This is a genomic window from Sphingobacterium multivorum (assembly GCF_900457465.1).
GTDB lineage: Bacteria > Bacteroidota > Bacteroidia > Sphingobacteriales > Sphingobacteriaceae > Sphingobacterium > Sphingobacterium multivorum.
On the sequence record NZ_UAUU01000011.1, the window covers coordinates 238333 to 257125 of the forward strand.

The window sequence follows — 18793 nt, forward strand, 5'->3', positions numbered from 1 at the left end:
TATGCGCTTTTTAATTGGAATAATCTTTTTTTTCATATTTCCAGTAACTACATTTTCCCAGATTATTTCTGTCGATTTTAAGGAGTCTGCAGCACTTCAAGGAAGACGGATGGATTTCGTTATAAAACTTAAATCGACCTGGACAAACCCTTATTTGCAGGAAGACATTAAGCTTGACATGGAGATATATACTGCATCAGCTGAGGTACTGCTTCAGCCGTGCTTTTATGTAAAGGGGCAATCTGGGGATATTTCAGAATGGAATGCCCGGTTCTCACCCAGACAGCATGGCGATTATCATTTTAAGTTCGTATTGCGCAAAAATGGAAAAATAGTCGCCACATCTAGGAAATTCGATGCGCGGGTGCGGGAAACGGCAGAAAAAGGATTTCTAAGTGTTAAAAATAACTGGTCCTTACAATTTGATAACGGTACATCCTTTCGTGGGATAGCCGAAAACATCTGTTGGGAATCAAGGCGTAAAGACGATTCAAAATATTATGCAGCACTGCACCAAAATGCTTCCGTTTATAATTATGACCGTATGCTTGCCGAATTTGCTGAAAATGGCGGCAATTTCTTTAGGACCTGGATCTGTTCGTGGAATTTGCCCATAGATTTTCATGACGGATTCAACAATGACCGCTACCAGTCGGATCCAGCTCATTTTAACCCCAGCGCAGTACGCCGGCTCGATCATCTCGTCGATCTTGCCGATTCACTCGATTTATATGTTATGCTTACCTTGGGAATGGGTAATTTCAGATCCGATAATATCGGAGGGGTAAAGACGACGGACGAGTTTTTTGCAGCCGAAGAGGCTAAAACGCTTTATAAAAATCGTTTGCGCTACATTGTGGCTCGCTGGGGGTATTCACCGCATATTGCTATGTGGGAGTTTCTGAATGAAGTAGATAATATTCAGTTTAATGGTCGGGAAAAGCCGATTTCTTCTAAAGCTATTGTAGAATGGCATACTGAAATGGCTACTTATTTAAAAGAGATAGATCCATATAAACACATTGTTACTACCAGCATATCCCATAGAGATATCCCGGGGCTCAATGATATCGAGGCAATAGATATCAATCAAAAACACATTTACAAACATACTGATTTGATACCCTCAGAAATCAATGCATACTCCACAAAACATAAAAAGCCTTATGTCATCGGCGAGTTTGGCTATGAATGGGATTGGCAGCAAAATTTTGATGATTTTGCATATGCGATGGAATTAGATTTCAAACGGGGTCTCTGGTATGGGCTTTTCTCATCAACACCGATCCTACCGATGAGCTGGTGGTGGGAATACTTTCAGAATAGGGATATGTTACCTTATTATCGTGGAGTACGGCAATTGAGCGACCGTATGTTGCTGAATGGAAAAGGAGAATTCAAGCCATTGGCATTAAAAGCCGGTAGGCTTGAAGCCTATGGCGTAAAATGTGGCGAGGAACTCTATATCTATCTTTACAATCCCACGAATGAGGTTTTTAGTAGTAGCGTGGAGATTTTGGACATCATCGGAAACAAAAAGGAGATCCAATCATTTGACCCGCTTACATTAAAATATCAGGCAGAAGAGCTGAAAGATCATCAGGACGGAAAAATAGTATTGAAAGATCTTTTTGTGGGATCTAAAAAAGAGAAGCTTTATATCATTAAGTAATGACAGTAACAAATCATCTATTATGGAAAAAAATATATTCAAGTCAGTAGCGCTACTATGTAGTTCATTAATCGTGATTACCGGGATCGGCTGCAAAACATTGAGTAGCCAATCGCTGGCGGCAAATACGCAGGTCAATGATTCTGTTTCGTGGTCGGCTAAAAAAGAAAAGCAAAAAATAATGGATTACCTATCCCAGATTAAGGGAAAGCGTATTATAGGTGGTATACACAATCGCGAACCCAATAGTGAGCCTGCCCGCTGGACCAATGCCATAAACAAATTAGTAGGTAGATATCCGAAGCTGTGGAGCGGTGATTTTTTATTTCAGCAGGAAAATATTGATCACAGGAGCACTATGATTGATGAGGCTATCAGCCAATTCCATCAGGGTGCAATTGTTAATATCATGTGGCACGCCTGCAACCCTGTCAATGGGCAACCTTGTAGCTGGGATGACGGACGTGGCGTTTTGAGTCATTTGACAGACAGTCAGTGGGAAAACCTTTTTATAGAAGGGACCTTAGAGCATGGTAAATTGGTCTCGATTATGGAAGAAATTGCAGTTTATCTAAAGCGATTGAAAGACAACAAGGTCATCGCTCTGTTCAGGCCCTTTCATGAGATGAATCAGGGGAAATTTTGGTGGGGGGGACGCCCGGGAGAAAAAGGCACCGCTAGACTCTACCGGTATGTACATGACTTTATGGTTAAGAAAAAAGAGCTCGATAATCTAATTTGGGTTTGGAATGTTCAAGATTTTCAAACCCTGGATACTGACGTCGAGCTGTATAATCCCGGAAGATCCTATTGGGATATTGTTTCGCTTGATGTGTACGATGATCACACGGGGTTTAGTAATGAAAAGTATGATGCGATCGTTCGTGTAGCAGCAGGAAGGCCAATGGCGATCGGAGAGTGCCAGGTATTACCGTCACTTGAGGTACTTAAAGACCAGCCCAATTGGGTGTTTTTTATGGGCTGGTCAGAATTGGTCTTTGAAAAGAACAGTGAGGCTAAGATCAAAGCATTATACGGCTCCGATCAGGTAATTATGCTGGGTGAGTAGAATAATTACACCCTTGTATAACTATTTGTTAATAAAGTATTAGTTAGCGATATCGTTAGCTTACTATCTTAGAATAACCAAAATAAACAATTATGAGATCTTTATGTAAATTATGGTGCATCTGCTTGATCATATTGTCATACAGCTGCCAAAAAAAAGCTTTTGATCAGGCTGCAGAATCTCTGCCCAAGCAGAAAAAGATGGCTTTGAACAGTAATGGTGTTGCTCCGGCTTCAATCACCGATGCCGTGACTATTTCGGGCAATAAATTTTATGTTGCCTCAAAGCAGATTTTTTTCAATGGTATCAACACGGCCTGGCAAAAGCAAAGCGATTATACTTTAGACTTTTTAGGTAGAAATTTTGATTACACCTGGTGGAGCAATGAGTTTCAGCGTTACAAGGATAACAAAATTAACCTTGCTAGAATCTGGGTGCATGGGTCTGGGAGCCATAGTCCGTCTTTAAACGGTGACGGTCTTGTCACAGGTGCCAGTAGTCAATTCTGGACAGATATGGATCAACTCGTTCAGATCGCTAAATCAAAGGGAGTGTATCTACTGGTGACATTTTGGTCATTTGATATGGTAAAAAATACCAGTAGCAAGTACAATCAATTTAGGCAGATCATCAATGACGTCAACAAAACCCAGTGGTATACCGAATATTTCCTTGTCCCCTTTCTGCAGCGTTATGAAAATGAACCCACCATTATGGGCTATGATATCTGCAATGAGCCAGAGCATATGTGGCGTGATGCAAACTGTGGCAATTTAAATAAGAACAATGTCGTGCGTTTCATTGCCTGGTGCGCGGCAAAGACAAACCAATTTTCTACCAAGCCGGTGACGGTAGGTTCAATGTGGATTATTTTTAACAGCGATAGGTACACATCATGGGATACCTATGGGGGCAATAATTATAGCAATGCAAAATTGCAGGCGCAATACAACAATTCCAACGCCTATTTAGATTTTTATTCACCCCATTGGTACCAGTGGCAATCCTCCGGGGCGCCATTTACCACCACCATCGGCTATTGGTTAGATAATGGTGATAAACCGGTCTTGATCGGAGAAACACCGGGTTATGATGTCAACAGTTCATCCTATAATAATTCCGGGAATTGGAATATTACCCTAGCCAATTATTACAAACAAAGCTATTGGAACGGGTATGCAGGCGTATGTGCATGGAAAAATCCATGGGAAAATGATAACTACGGGAATTTCAATGCCATTAAGGTGGCTACAAATGATTTTTATGTCAATTATCCGAATCTAGTTTATCCCTAACAGTGTTGTATTCTAGTGATTGATAATTGGTGTTAGAGGAGCAGTTTACTGCTCCTTTTTTACTAGTAGGCCAATTTGGAGATAAAATAGTATACCCCGTAAGTAATGTTTAAATGTTTTTTTTATGATTTTTAGTTCGAATTGAATTACCTACTGCTAAAATAGTATTAGTCGAGGTAAGCTTTACCAAGTAAATTTGCTGTAGAGATGTTAAAAGATAACCAATTGTAATATTCAGACTAGGCTCACAAATCATGATTATTCGACGACCAAATCCAAAATTATTATACGCCTCATTATTTGCGATCCTATCTGTTATTCAATTGAAGGCGCAAGAACACAAATTAAACCAGTGGGTGACCCAAGATCAGCCTCTTTCGCAGCTTTCCGCAGGGCCGTCGGCAGTATTTGAGCCGACATCACGGGGGCGTCAACTACTTATCGTTATTGACGAAAGACAGGCATTCCAGACTATTGATGGATTTGGGTTTGCGCTGACGGGAGGTAGTGCCCAACTGATACATCAGATGGTACCGGATAAAAGGTCTAAGCTTCTACACGAACTTTTCAGTGCCGGAGATGGAATCGCCATTAGTGCTATCCGTTTAAGTATTGGTGCATCCGATCTAAATAGCTTTGTTTATACCTATAATGATCTCAGTGGTAGTCAGGCAGATCCGGATCTTTTGAATTTCAGCCTGGGGCATGATTACGAACATGTCATTCCTGTACTCAAAGAAATTTTGGCCATCAACCCCAAAATTCAGATTATGGCTTCGCCCTGGACTGCTCCTGTGTGGATGAAAGTGGGACAGCAGTTTCAAGGCGGCTCATTAAAGACGGACTGCTATCCTGTATATGCCCGTTATCTTTTACGTTATGTACAGGAAATGGAAAAAAATGGGATCCCCATTCATATGATTACTGTTCAAAATGAACCACTCAATTCGAGGAATACTCCCAGTATGCCATTTTCTGTATCGCAGATGCGCAATTTTCTAAGAGACCATTTACTGCCCGTCTTTAACAAATTGAAGCCGGACACAAAAATTATTCTTTTTGATCATAATTGTGATAGACCAGATTATCCATTGACCCTGTTGAATGACCCTGCTATTGGTCCATATGTAGATGGATCCGGTTTCCACCACTATGGAGGTGACATTGGTACGATGTCATTGGTGCATCAAGCCAGACCTGACAAAAATATCTATTTTACAGAACAGATGGTCATTCAATCTAACCAGAGTAAAATCAGCAACCTTGCCTACCAGACCGAACGTCTTGTTATCGGAACCATGCGCAACTGGAGCCGGAATATGATATTGTGGAATTTGGCCGCAGATCCCGATAATGATCCCCATACAGATAATGGTGGATGTGCCATATGTCAGGGCGCACTTACCATTGATGGAGATCAGGTATCAAGAAATGTGGCCTATTACGTTGTTGCACATATTTCAAAATTCGTTCCGCCGGGATCGGTACGTGTTTCCTCCAATGCTCCTTATGATCAAGGTGTTGACATTACCACGGACGAGGAAAACGCGGATATCAAACGCGTTACTACAGTACAGAATAGTGGAGTATTGCCCAATGTTGCGTTTCTTACTCCCAAAAAAGATATTGTCCTGATTGTTGCAAACAGTTCATTCTATGATCGGGAGGTAAAAGTTCAGTATAAGGGTAAATTCAGCATGATAAAGTTAGCTGCTGGAGCAGTAGGCACCTATTGCTGGAAATCAGAATAAAAAATTATGAAACCACCATGAATATTCAAACCACACAGTGGGAAGAATAAATCTGGCGGCCTCATTACCATTGAAAACAAATGATAAACAGATGAAAAAACTAATTTTATTGGGCACAGCGTTGTTAGGTCTCTATTTGCCTGTTAAAGCACAGCGGGACGGATCCTCATTTAGCACAGCCGGTTGGTGGCAGGCATCGACAGGCAAATTTTCACCTGCGATTGATTCCAGTGGACGGGTTACCTTCCGTGTGAAGGCACCCCAAGCCAGCAAAGTGCAGGTCGAGATTGGCGACTGGGACATTATGAGATTGGCGATGGAACAGGATACAAGTGGTGTTTGGACGGCGTCTACGACCTCCCTATTGCCAGGTATTTATCAGTATGTATTTGTGGTAGATGGAAAACGTTCTATAGATTTAGCCAATCCTAAAGTCAATACGGTACAGAAGTGTATGGTAGTGTATTGGAAATTATAGCACGTCAGCCTGCCGTTGATCAGTTAAGAGCCGTCAACCACGGAGAACTCCGCATCTTGACTTATACCGCCAGCAAATTAAACAAGCAGCGCAACCTTTATGTCTATGTGCCACCCCAAGCTGTCCAGTCAGCTAAACCGCTGCCAGTTTTATATCTCAGACATGGTGGGGGAGATGATGAGGGGAGTTGGTTTCGTGATGGCGTGTTGCGTATATCATGGATAATTTGATTGCCGAAAAAAAAATAAAACCCATGTTGGTGGTTATGACCAATGGTCTAACGGATGGATCTTGGGCCGGGGGTAGTTCAGTTGAAGGGATGGATCTTCTTGAGGATGAGTTGCTAAACGACGTTAAGCCGCTTATCGAGCAACGATTTAATGTCGGTAAGGATAAGTCATACCGGGCCATAGCTGGTTTATCTATGGGAGGAGGCCAGGCTTTCGTGATCGGTATGCGAAATAAAGATACTTTCCAATATATAGGTCAATTTAGCTCGGGACTTTTGAGTGATCCAGCATTTGATTTTGATCGCTATATCCCCAATATGTCAGCTTTAAAATCTTCTTCTAATGGTCAAGCTGTCAATATTTGGTCAACTGTGGTACCAAAGATCCTCGATACAACGGACATTTAGCTTTTCTCCAGAAGTTGAAAAGCTATGGGGTTGATTATGTCTATGACCAGGCAGATGCTGGCCACGAATGGTCATTCTGGAGGGGACAATTGGAAAAATTTGTCCAACAGATCTTTAAAGAGCACAAGAAATAGAAAATATACAAGAGAAACAAAACTATACTTATAGAAGATGAATTTAATATTTGAAAATCGTAGACAAGCTATTGAACAAGCACATCAGGAACTAATTTCTCGAAAAAATACGCCATTATTGCCAGGAAATGGGATATACGAGCGGTATACCTATCCAGTTCTGACTGCTGATCATACACCACTTCATTGGCGTTATGATTTTGATGAGCAGAGAAATCCCTTTCTGATGGAGCGTTTCGGCATCAATGGGACATTCAATGCTGGGGCAATCAAGTGGCAGGACAAATATATTATGGTTGTGCGTGTAGAGGGAAACGATCGCAAGTCATTTTTTGCTATTGCCGAAAGTGAAAATGGTATAGACGGTTTCCATTTTTGGGATTATCCGATAGATATTCCCGAGACCGAAATTCCAGATACCAATATCTATGATATGCGTCTCACGCTACACGAGGACGGATGGATCTATGGTATTTTCTGTACCGAACGCAAAGATCCCGCAGCTCCTGCTGGTGATCTATCTTCGGCAGTCGCTGCTGCCGGCATTGTACGTACCCGCGACTTGGTCACATGGGAACGCTTGCCAGATTTACAATCCAGCAGTCAGCAGCGCAATGTGGTCCTCCACCCCGAGTTTGTCGATGGTAAGTATGCACTTTACACACGTCCACAGGATAGTTTTATTGATGCAGGGAAAGGTGGTGGAATAGGTTGGGCTCTGGTAGACAGTATGGAAAATGCGGTTGTTTCCGAAGAGAAAATTATAAATCACCGGCACTATCATACCATTAAAGAGCTTAAGAATGGGCAAGGGCCAGCACCCATTAAAACCGTGCGTGGCTGGCTACACCTGGCACATGGCGTACGGATGTGTGCTGCAGGCCTCAGGTATGTACTCTATCTTTTTGTAACAGATCTGGCACATCCCGACCAAATAATTGCTGAACCCGCGGGACATTTTATGGCACCCAAGGGTATAGAAAGAGTAGGAGATGTCTCCAACGTACTCTTTTCAAATGGCTGGATCGCAGACCCCGATGGTACCGTTTATATCTATTATGCTTCGAGCGATACACGGATGCATGTCGCCTTATCATCGATAGACAGATTGCTTGATTATTGTTTTAATACAGCCCAGGATGGATTTCGGTCAGCAGCATCAGTCAAGGTCGTACATACGATCGCTTCAAAAAATCTAAATAGTTAGATTTGCATCCAGAATACCTACTTATGAGAATTGAAAATGAAAAAATCTCGTTGAGAGAGAAAATCGGATATGGTCTGGGAGATGCAGCGTCGTCCATGTTCTGGAAGCTGTTTGGTATGTACTTGATGTTTTTTTATACCGATATTTTTGGTATGGAGGCGAAAGCTGTTGGTACCATGTTTTTGATCACCAGAGTTTGGGACTCGCTGTTCGATCCCATTATAGGTGTACTTGCAGACCGTACACGGAGCCGTTGGGGTAAGTTCAGACCATTTATCCTTTACGTTGCCATACCCTTTGGTTTAATCGGTGCAGCAACATTTTATACGCCTGATTTTTCGCATACCGGAAAAATTATCTATGCCTACCTGACTTATTCTTTGATGATGATGGTGTATTCGGCGATCAACGTACCATACGCATCATTATTGGGTGTAATGAGTCCCTTTCCCAAAGTGCGTAATGTACTGGCTACCTTTCGGATGACATTCGCCTATATCGGGAGTTTTGTTACCCTGCTTTTATTCAACCCATTAATAGATTTTTTCAGTAAGGCGGGAGCAGATCTTACGTCACTTCAGCATGGTTGGTTTATGGCTGCACTAGTTATTGCTGCATTTTCAACGATACTTTTTTTGCTATGTTTTTATTGGACAAAGGAAAGGGTCGTAGAGGTGACGGCGCATCACTCGACATTAAAGCAAGATATCGGAGACTTGCTAAAAAATGGTCCTTGGTGGATACTGCTGGGAGCCGGGGTGGCGGCGCTTGTTTTTAATTCCATTCGGGATGGAGCAACGCTGTACTACTTCAAGTATTATGTTGAGGAGCATCAAATCGACCGCATCATGATTTTTGAGGTACCATTTGTATTAAGTGGACTTTATTTGGCCCTTGGGCAAGCTGCTAATATATTAGGTGTTGTATTAGCAGCTCCAGTAAGTAATCGTATCGGAAAAAAAAGCACCTATATGATTGCCATGCTTATTGCTACGGTGGGAAGTATTGCCTTTTACTGGTTGGGCAAAGAAGATCTAATTCTTATATTTTCTCTTCAGGTACTCATCAGTATTTGCGCTGGGAGCGTATTTCCCTTGCTTTGGTCGATGTATGCCGACTGTGCAGATTATTCCGAACTACGTACAGGCAATAGGGCAACAGGTTTGATCTTTAGTTCTTCATCGATGAGTCAGAAGCTCGGCTGGGCATTTGGGACGGCTCTGACAGGTTGGCTATTGGCTTATTATGGTTTTCAGGCCAATCAGCAGCAGAGTGACGAAGCACTTCATGGTATTCGGATGTTCTTGAGTTTTTTCCCTGCAATCGGTACTGTATTATCCGTGTTGTTCATAAGTTTTTACCCTTTGAGCGAAAAACGGATGGATCTGATCCTTAATGATCTAAAGAATAAAAGAGAGGCTGATCTTGAAAAAAAATAAGATGAAGCAACACATTTAGCTTGAATTAAATGAATCGTTTTAGAGAAACACTTGAAAACAACATACTTCCATTTTGGAGTGAAAAAATGGTCGATCTGGAATTTGGCGGGTTTTACGGAAAGATGGATGGGCATAATCATTTGGTGCCCTATGCTAGCAAAGGAGCTGTTATGCATGCCAGGATCCTTTGGACGTTCTCTGCTGCCTATCGCCAATTTAACGATATATCCTATTTACGAATGGCCGAACGGGCTTACCACTACTTACGCGATAATTTTATCGATAAAGAATATGGCGGGGTTTATTGGGAGCTTGATTATCAGGGCAAGCCCCTCAATACAAAAAAACAGACCTATGCACAGGGCTTTGCACTGTACGGCTTCTCGGAGTTTTACAGGGCTACAGGAACATCCGAAGCTTTGGAGTTATCAATAGATCTTTTTAAGTTGATCGAGCATACTTATGATGATAAGTATGGCGGATACTTGGAAGCTTTTTCGCGCGACTGGTCACCGATAGCCGATATGCGGCTGAGTGAAAAAGACGAGAATGTGGTTAAAACCATGAATACCCATTTGCATATTCTTGAGCCCTATACCAATCTGCTACAGGTGTGGCCAGATGATCAATTAATTTCAGCCCAAAAGGGTCTGGTCGATCTTTTCGTCAGCAAAATCTATGATTCGCGTACAGGGCATCTCAATCTTTTTTTTGATCGTGAGTGGAACTCAACAACTGATACCATATCATATGGTCATGATATTGAAGCAGCATGGCTTTTGTGGGAAGCTACTATTGTATTGAATATTCCCGCATTCTCCCAATCCATCAAAGATATTGTGACCAGCATTGGTCTCGCCGCCGTGGAGGGCATCCTTCCTGACGGAAGTATGGCTTACGAATTTAAAAATGGTCATTTAGATGAGGAAAGACATTGGTGGGTACAGGCCGAGGCAGTAGTTGGTTATAGCTATCTGTCCAAAATTGTACCTGACTCCAAGTTTTTAGATTTAGCAGAAAATGCCTGGAACTTTATTCAGACAAAACTTATTGATGTTCAATTTGGAGAATGGCACTGGAGTGTATTGCCCGATGGACAAATAAATCGTAACGATGATAAGGCAGGTTTCTGGAAATGCCCTTATCACAACGGCCGGATGTGTTTAGAAATGCTTCGGTTTAATGACTACGTCTGCTAAAATTATGAAATAAATTTTTAGGTACCGGATATTTATTTTAAATTAACCTTTGCACTTGCGGCTAAAATGTATGTCAATTCAGCGATTGGGAAAAAGTAGCTTTATAACTTATTTATAGAAAGATAAATGAAAGGAGGCTTCGATTTCCTAGGGGATTCAGAGTATTTCTCATTTTAGCTGAGATTACCTTGGAAATTCTCGCTATTTATAGAGGTACTTTTATTCTCATTTTCTTTCTAAACTGTATTGTTCTCGATTCTATTACCAACTATCTATATCAAAGGGCGATTACAAAAGAGAATATAATAGCATCATAGTTACTCTAAAAGAATGTTACTGACGTAGCGTTTAAATATAAGTTTGATGATCAATATTAAATATTGTAATTTAAATTCAAGTATTTTGGATGACAAATCCTTAAGGGGAAATCGAACTCCTGAAAAGAGAGGTCAGAGATGTCGTAAACCTCGTTTTTTACGTCAACGGTAACCAAAGACTAAATAATTCTGTTAAAATTTTCGAACTCTATGTGTAGGTGTTTTAACAGGTTGATTCATAGTTTTTTAGGGGTATAAAAAAAAGGAGACACTTTCTATGAAGTGTCTCCTTAAGTGGAGCTGGAGAGATTCGAACTCTCGTCCAGTCATGGTACTGTATACGCTTTCTACATGTTTAGCTTCTCTTTAATTGTCGGGCGAGGGAAGGTGAGTCGCTTACCTATACCGTACGCCGTAGTTGCTGTTTCTCACAAGTGCTTAGCAACATCACACTTGCCAGTTCTATTGTTCGATGCCCCGAATGTTAAACCAAAGAACAGGATCTAACGGGACAAATAGCTATGTTAAGTCTAACTTAAGCAGCTAAGGCGTAGTTTTCTTCGCCAGTTATAATTCTGAAAGTTCAGATTAAAGTGCTCTACTAACAACGCACTACATGCTTACATAACCGTCTCCATCCTGTCAATTCCGGTCAACCCCAATTATGTCCTACAAAGGTACTATTTTTTTGCTAAATGGGCAAGATATACGCGATTCTTGTTTAATGTCCTGGTTTTGAATGGAAAACAAATGACGCTTTTATAAAATTACTTAGGATCAGGTATGGCCAGTATAAAACCTATGGAATTCGTGCAATATTAATGTTGCTTGCAATTATACAGTGCGAAATAAAAGTTATTTGATCGGCTGAATGCTCGGTATTTTCACAGGGACTTTGATAGGCAAGGAAGTTCTTGGTATACCTATGTTTCCACTAAAAAAGCTGGATTTTACATCCAGCTTTTTTATAATTTAATCAATCCAGTTATTTGATCAATCCAGCTCTTTTCAATAGGGGTTCTACCGAAGGCTCCTGTCCGCGGAAGCGTTTGTATAGCACCATTGGATGTTCGGTTCCACCTTTTGAAAGGATATTATCCTTGAATTTAGTCGCGATTTCCTTATTGAAAATACCGTTTTGTTTAAAGTAGTCAAATGCATCGGCATCCAGGACTTCGGCCCATTTATAGCTGTAATAGCCTGAAGAATAACCGCCATTGAAAATATGGGAGAAGGCCGTACTCATGGCATTTTCCTTGACATCGGGATAGAGTTTTGTTGAGGCAAACTGTTCGTCTTCGAATGCTTTCAGATCCGAGATCGAAGTTGGATCCTGTCCATGCCAGCCCATATCCAATAGCCCAAAGCTCAATTGGCGCATAGTCGCCATCCCCTCAAGAAAGGACGCGCTTTCGCGGATCTTTTCGACAAGTTCCATCGGGATCACTTCGCCAGTTTCATAGTGTTTGGCAAATAGCTCAAGGGCTTCTTTTTCATAGCACCAGTTTTCCATCACCTGACTCGGTAACTCGACAAAATCCCAATACACAGATGTTCCGGATAGTGTAGGATAAGTGCTGTCAGCGAGCATACCATGTAGGGCGTGTCCGAATTCGTGAAATAATGTTGTCACTTCCTGAAAGGTCAACAGCGAAGGTTTTGACGCTGTAGGACGCGTAAAATTGCAGACAATAGAGACATGAGGACGTTCTTGTTTACCATCTTGAATGTACTGTGGTTTGAAAGAGGTCATCCATGCCCCATTTCTCTTGCCCTTACGCGGGAAGAAATCGGCATAGAAGATAGCCACTAATTCACCATTGTCTTTACTGACTTCAAATGTTTGTACTTCTTCGTGGTAGGTATCTATTGTATCGACTTCTTTGAAGTTGATGCCAAACAAACGATGCGCTACTTCAAAAGCGCCTTGTAAGACATTTTCGAGTTTGAAATAAGGTTTGAGCTTTTCATCGTCCAGATTAAAGCGTTCTTGTTTCAGCTTTTCGGCATAATAGGCGCCATCCCATTTTTCCAGTTGGTCTATGCCATGTAAGTTTTTTGCAAATTGGGATAATTCTGCAAATTCTTTTACTGCTGCTGGTTTCGCTTTTCCCAGTAGGTCGTTTAGAAATTCCTTGACTTTGCCTGGGTCTTGTGCCATACGTTCGGCAAGGACAAAGTCGGCATGGGTAGCGTAGCCTAATAATTTGGCCCGTTCGAAGCGAAGTTTTACAATTTTAAGGACATTGTCCACGTTGTTGTGCTCGTTATCTTGAAATCCTTTGCGGCCTGCCGCGAGGGTAATTTCTTTGCGAAGTTCCCGATTGTCGGCATACGTGACAAAAGGAAGGTAGCTTGGAAAATCCAGGGTAAAAATCCAGCCCTCTTGTTCGTTGGTTTTAGCCAAAGCATGTGCAGCTTCTATGGCACCCTCTGGAAGTCCGGCAAGATCTTTTTCGTCTGTTACCAACAGCTGGTAGGCATTGGTTTCGGCGAGGACGTTCTCGCCGAATTTCAATTTTAAAAGCGATAGCTCGGCATCTATTTCGCGGAGTTTTCCTTTTTGTTCATCATTCAAAAGAGCTCCGTTGCGTACAAAATCCTTATAGGATTTTTCCAATAGAGTCGTTTGTTCTGCCGTCAATGTCAGTTGATCTTTCTGATCGTATACAGCCTTAACTCGTTTGAAAAGATCGAAATTTAAGGTGATATCATTTCCTAAAGCAGATAATTTTGGGGCTACATCCTGTGCGATTTTTTCAAGATCGGCGTTGGTTTCAGCGGAATGAAGATTGAAAAAGATATTGGACAAGCGGTCTAGTGTTTGTCCTGAGTAAGACATCGCAGCGATCGTATTGTCGAACGTTGCCGTTTCGGGATTGTTGACGATTGCATCGACTTCATCTTTTGTCTGCTGAATAGCTTCATCAAATGCGGGAATATAATCTTCGTTTTTTATCTGTGAAAACGGAGCCGTGTCGTGCTGCGTTTTAAATTTCTCTGTTAAAATACTCATAGGAGTAAATGTAATAAATATTTATTTCAAGCGATAGCATCTACTTAAATTATGGAGCTGAGATGATATTTGACCGAATCGGCGTTTAAGCTGTGTCGAAAACGTATGGGGAATTGGCACTGCATAAAAAAAGAGCTCCTATGAGCTCTTTTTTTATATTGGGATAAGCGACTAGGCTAGTTTTCCTAATGCTTCCTTGATTCTTTTTAAAGCTTCGATCAAACTTTCATCTGAAGCTGCATAGGACAAACGGATGTAGTTGTCGTTACCGAATGAATCTCCACCCACAGTGGCTACGTGACCAACATTCAATAAGTACAATGCCAAATCAGATGAGTTTTTAATGACATTACCATCTTGGTCTTTTTTACCAAAGAACGAAGAGATTTCAGGGAAGAAATAGAATGCACCCTCTGGTAGATTTGTTCTTACACCTGGGATTTCACTCAATAGATCGTATACCAATTGGCGACGACGAGCGAAAGCTTCTTTCATTTTGTTGACAGATTCTAATCCTTGTTCATAAGCGACGATACCCGCACGTTGAGAAATTGAACAGGTACCTGAGGTTGTCTGTCCTTGTAATTTATCATTTGCGGCGGCAATGGTTTTGTTAGCAGCGATATAACCTAAACGCCATCCCGTCATTGCAAATGCTTTTGAAAAACCATTGATGATGATCACTCTATCTTTGATGCTTTCAAATTGTGCGATGGATTCGTGTTTGTCTACAAAGTTGATATGTTCGTAGATCTCATCGGATAGGATAAATACCTGTGGATGTTTTTCGAAAACTTCAGCTAATGCAGCCAATTCATCTTTGCTGTAAACTGTTCCAGTAGGGTTGTTTGGCGAAGAGAACATGAACAATTTGGTTTTTGGTGTAATTGCCGCTTCCAATTGTGCTGGTGTAATCTTAAAGTTATTGTCGATCTCTGTATTGATAAATACCGATTTTCCTTCTGCTAAAACGACCATTTCGGAGTATGATACCCAATAAGGTGTTGGGATAATTACCTCATCACCGGGGTTGATCAAAGTCAAAATTACATTAGACAGGGATTGTTTTGCACCTGTAGAAACAACAATTTGAGAGATATCATAATCTAAATTGTTTTCTGTCTTCAACTTGTTTACAATTGCCTGGCGCAATTCAGGGTATCCCGGTACCGGCGAATAACGCGTCCAGTTTTCATCTAGGGCTTTCTTCGCTGCATCCTTTACATGCTCAGGGGTGTTGAAATCAGGTTCACCTACGCTAAGACTAATTACATTAACGCCTTTTGCTGCTAATTCGCGGCCCAACTTGGTCATTTTAAGTGTAGCCGATTCGGACAAATTATTTATCCTGTCTGATAAGTATGATGATGTGCTCATGGTAAGACAAAGATATTACATACGTTGCAAATAATCTTCTTTATTTTTGAGAATTTACAAAGAAAAGTAGCTCTTTTATTGGGCTTTTTTAACAAAAGGGCTATTGAAGCGATTTAGCACAGTTATTTAATTGATCCCCGACGTTGGATGTTCAAAACTAATCGTTCTGATTTGTCGTTATATCTTTACCTTTGCGCTCACAAAAATGTTGGCTAGTCCTCATTTCATCATTTGCTCATAAACGGTTCATATAAAAGATAAGCATCATGTCAAGACAAAGAAGATTGGTTTTATTATCGCTTTTTACGGGAATAGGTCTGATGATTGTGAAGTTTTTTGCCTACTTCTTAACGGACTCCAGTGCAATCTTTACAGATGCGGCAGAGAGTATTGTTAATGTGATTGCTTCGGGTTTTGCATTTTATAGTATTTATCTTTCGGCACAGCCTAAGGATGAGAATCATCCTTACGGGCATGGTAAAGTGGAGTTCTTTTCGGTGTTTTTGGAAGGTGGACTTATTTTCATCGCTGGAGCCATTATCTTAGCCAAGGCTTGTTACAATCTTTTCTTTCCTGCAGCGTTAACACACCTCGAACAAGGGATTTATCTGATTGGTTTTACATCTGTGCTAAATTTTGCTGTCGGATTTTATATCATGAAGCGCGGACGTGCATTGGGCTCCATTACCTTGGTGGCAGATGGAAAACATCTGCAGGTCGATGCCTATAGTACGGTCGGATTGATACTGGGGTTATTGTTGATGAAACTGACCGGTTTCCTGTGGATCGATGTAGTCATCTCCATTGTATTGGGGCTTTTTATTCTCTTCAATGGTTATAAGCTACTTCGCCAATCGATCGGTGGATTGATGGATGAATCGGATACAGCACTTGTGCAGGATGTTGTTGAAATCTTGGAGCGCAATCGGAAAGATGAATGGATTGATGTCCATAATCTTCGTGTACAGCGCTATGGGAACGAACTCCATGTAGATTGCCATCTTACACTTCCCCGTTACCTTGACCTTACCCAGGTGCACGATGAAATTTCTGCTGTGGATAAGATTGTCAATAAGGAGATGTCGGTACGAACCGAATTTTTTGTTCATGCGGATCCTTGTCTTCCACAGTGCTGCCAGTATTGCCAGGTCGACAATTGCCCAATTCGTACGGAGCAATTTCGGGTAAGAATTTCTTGGGATACGGAAAATGTTACGCGGAATCAAAAACATTTTTTATATGCTATTGCCGAATAGGGAATACTGTTTCTTTCTCCTAATTAACAGGCATACGGTATCGTCTGATTTCTTCATGTATAGTAAACTAAAAAAAAGCTAGGTTATATAAATATATATAAAAAAAGGTATCTTTGCCTTTTAGCAAAAGAGTTTAAAAATCCTATATGAAGCACATTCGTAATTTCTGTATTATTGCGCATATTGACCATGGCAAAAGTACTTTGGCAGACCGCCTTTTAGAGTATACCAATACCATCAGTCAGCGTGAGGCACAGGCACAATTACTTGATAATATGGATTTGGAACGTGAACGTGGTATTACGATCAAGAGTCACGCCATCCAAATGAATTATAAAAGAGATGGTCAGGAATATATCTTGAACCTAATCGATACCCCAGGACACGTGGATTTTTCTTATGAGGTGTCGCGTTCAATTGCTGCCTGCGAGGGCGCTTTATTGATCGTTGATGCATCTCAAGGTATTCAGGCCCAAACGATTTCAAATTTATATCTGGCGTTGGAACATGATTTGGAAATTATCCCGATTCTCAACAAAATGGATCTTCCAGGTGCTATGCCAGAAGAAGTCAAAGATCAGATTGTGGATTTGATCGGTGGTGACCGTGATGCGATTATTCCTGCATCCGGTAAAACAGGTCTTGGGGTTCCGGATATTTTGGAAGCTATTGTAGACTGTATTCCACATCCTGTGGGTGATCCTGACGGACCTTTGCAAGCCTTGATTTTTGACTCTGTTTTCAACTCATTCCGTGGTATCATGGCTTATTTTAAAGTTGAAAATGGTGAAATCCGTAAAGGCGACCGCGTGAAATTTGTTGCCACTGGGAAAGAATATTTTGCCGATGAAATTGGGACGCTGAAGTTGAATCAAGTACCCAAAGAAGTCATTAAGACCGGTGATGTTGGTTATATTATCTCTGGAATTAAGGAGGCACGTGAAGTGAAAGTGGGGGATACCATTACGCATAAAGATCGTCCTTGTTCTGAGGCTATCCAAGGGTTTGAAGAGGTGAAACCGATGGTCTTTGCGGGTATTTATCCTGTAGATACGGAAGATTACGAGGAGTTGCGTGAATCTATGCACCGTTTGCAGCTTAACGATGCTTCTTTGGTGTTTGAACCAGAGTCGTCAGCAGCCCTGGGTTTCGGCTTCCGTTGTGGGTTCTTGGGTATGCTTCACATGGAGATTATTCAGGAGCGCCTCGAGCGCGAGTTTGATATGACGGTTATCACGACAGTTCCCAACGTATCTTATAAGGCCTATATGACTAAAGATAAAGAGGAAGTGATCGTACATAATCCTTCAGATCTACCGGATCCAAGTAAATTGGATTCAATCGAAGAGCCCTATATCAAAGCTAATATTATTACGAAATCGGATTTCGTAGGACCAATTATGTCTCTTTGTATCCAGAAACGTGGTACGATCATGAATCAGCATTATTTGACGTCAGATCGTGTTGAATTGGTTTTTGAAATGCCAATGGGAGAAATTGTATTTGACTTTTATGATAAGTTGAAAACAATCTCTAAAGGTTATGCTTCATTTGATTACCACCAGATTGGTTATCGCAAGTCAGACTTGGTCAAATTGGATATCCGATTGAACGATGAACCTGTAGATGCCCTGTCGTCGTTAATTCACAGAAGTAACGCCTATGATTTTGGTAAAAAGATCTGTGAAAAACTAAAAGAACTGTTACCACGTCAACAATTTGAAATTCGTATTCAAGCGTCAATCGGCGCAAAGATCATCGCACGTGAGACGATCTCCGCTTTACGTAAAGATGTTACAGCAAAATGTTATGGTGGTGACATCTCCCGGAAGCGTAAGCTTTTGGAGAAACAGAAGAAAGGTAAGAAACGCATGCGTCAGGTTGGGAACGTAGAGATTCCGCAATCTGCATTTATGGCGGTATTGAAATTAGATTAATCAAAATAA

General features: G+C 41.2%; 13 protein-coding genes and 1 other RNA gene. 11 read left to right on the top strand and 3 right to left on the bottom strand.

Annotated elements, in window-relative coordinates:
• The first annotated feature begins 1 nt into the window (after position 1).
• The 9 genes from DTA23_RS17960 to DTA23_RS18000 all read left to right on the top strand — a co-directional run bounded on the left by DTA23_RS17960 (position 2) and on the right by DTA23_RS18000 (position 10881).
• The gene (locus DTA23_RS17960) at positions 2-1672 is read left to right on the top strand and encodes a cellulase family glycosylhydrolase (RefSeq protein ID WP_112375566.1); all 1671 of its coding nucleotides are present in this window, start codon (positions 2-4) and stop codon (positions 1670-1672) included.
• Positions 1673-1694: 22 nt separating this feature from the next.
• Positions 1695-2741 (top strand): glycosyl hydrolase, encoded by a 1047-nt coding sequence (locus tag DTA23_RS17965; protein WP_112375567.1) that lies wholly within the window; start codon positions 1695-1697, stop codon positions 2739-2741.
• Between the two features lie 200 nt (positions 2742-2941).
• Positions 2942-4036, top strand: a complete 1095-nt coding sequence (locus DTA23_RS17970; RefSeq protein WP_146753112.1) for a glycoside hydrolase 5 family protein — start codon at positions 2942-2944, stop codon at positions 4034-4036.
• Between the two features lie 254 nt (positions 4037-4290).
• Positions 4291-5787: a glycoside hydrolase family 30 protein gene (locus DTA23_RS17975; RefSeq protein WP_112375569.1), complete on the top strand. Its 1497-nt coding sequence runs from the start codon at positions 4291-4293 to the stop codon at positions 5785-5787.
• Between the two features lie 91 nt (positions 5788-5878).
• Positions 5879-6265, top strand: coding sequence for an early set domain-containing protein (locus DTA23_RS17980; RefSeq protein ID WP_146753113.1), 387 nt, complete (start codon positions 5879-5881; stop codon positions 6263-6265).
• Between the two features lie 217 nt (positions 6266-6482).
• Complete coding sequence (locus DTA23_RS17985) at positions 6483-6902, top strand: alpha/beta hydrolase (protein ID WP_112375571.1); 420 nt, start codon at positions 6483-6485, stop codon at positions 6900-6902.
• 171 nt (positions 6903-7073) lie between these two features.
• Positions 7074-8243 carry a glycoside hydrolase family 130 protein gene (locus DTA23_RS17990; protein WP_112375572.1) on the top strand — a complete coding sequence of 390 codons (1170 nt, stop codon included), beginning with the start codon at positions 7074-7076 and terminating at the stop codon, positions 8241-8243.
• 23 nt (positions 8244-8266) lie between these two features.
• Complete coding sequence (locus DTA23_RS17995; protein WP_112375573.1) at positions 8267-9682, top strand: MFS transporter; 1416 nt, start codon at positions 8267-8269, stop codon at positions 9680-9682.
• 29 nt (positions 9683-9711) lie between these two features.
• Complete coding sequence (locus tag DTA23_RS18000; protein WP_112375574.1) at positions 9712-10881, top strand: AGE family epimerase/isomerase; 1170 nt, start codon at positions 9712-9714, stop codon at positions 10879-10881.
• Positions 10882-11490: 609 nt separating this feature from the next.
• Here the strand turns inward: DTA23_RS18000 and ssrA are convergent.
• The 3 genes from ssrA to DTA23_RS18015 form a co-directional block, all read right to left on the bottom strand.
• Positions 11491-11858, bottom strand: a transfer-messenger RNA (tmRNA) gene (ssrA, locus tag DTA23_RS18005).
• A gap of 325 nt (positions 11859-12183) precedes the next feature.
• On the bottom strand, positions 12184-14214 hold the full coding sequence (locus DTA23_RS18010) for a M3 family metallopeptidase (protein ID WP_112375575.1): 2031 nt from the start codon (positions 14212-14214) through the stop codon (positions 12184-12186).
• A 171-nt stretch (positions 14215-14385) separates the two neighbouring features.
• Complete coding sequence (locus tag DTA23_RS18015) at positions 14386-15591, bottom strand: pyridoxal phosphate-dependent aminotransferase (protein ID WP_236560274.1); 1206 nt, start codon at positions 15589-15591, stop codon at positions 14386-14388.
• 266 nt (positions 15592-15857) lie between these two features.
• On the opposite strand from DTA23_RS18015, the gene DTA23_RS18020 reads away from it, so the two are divergent.
• Both DTA23_RS18020 and lepA read left to right on the top strand, forming a co-directional pair.
• Positions 15858-16847, top strand: coding sequence for a cation diffusion facilitator family transporter (locus DTA23_RS18020; RefSeq protein WP_112375577.1), 990 nt, complete (start codon positions 15858-15860; stop codon positions 16845-16847).
• 146 nt (positions 16848-16993) lie between these two features.
• Complete coding sequence (gene lepA / locus DTA23_RS18025; RefSeq protein ID WP_112375578.1) at positions 16994-18784, top strand: translation elongation factor 4; 1791 nt, start codon at positions 16994-16996, stop codon at positions 18782-18784.
• Positions 18785-18793: the final 9 nt, after the last annotated feature.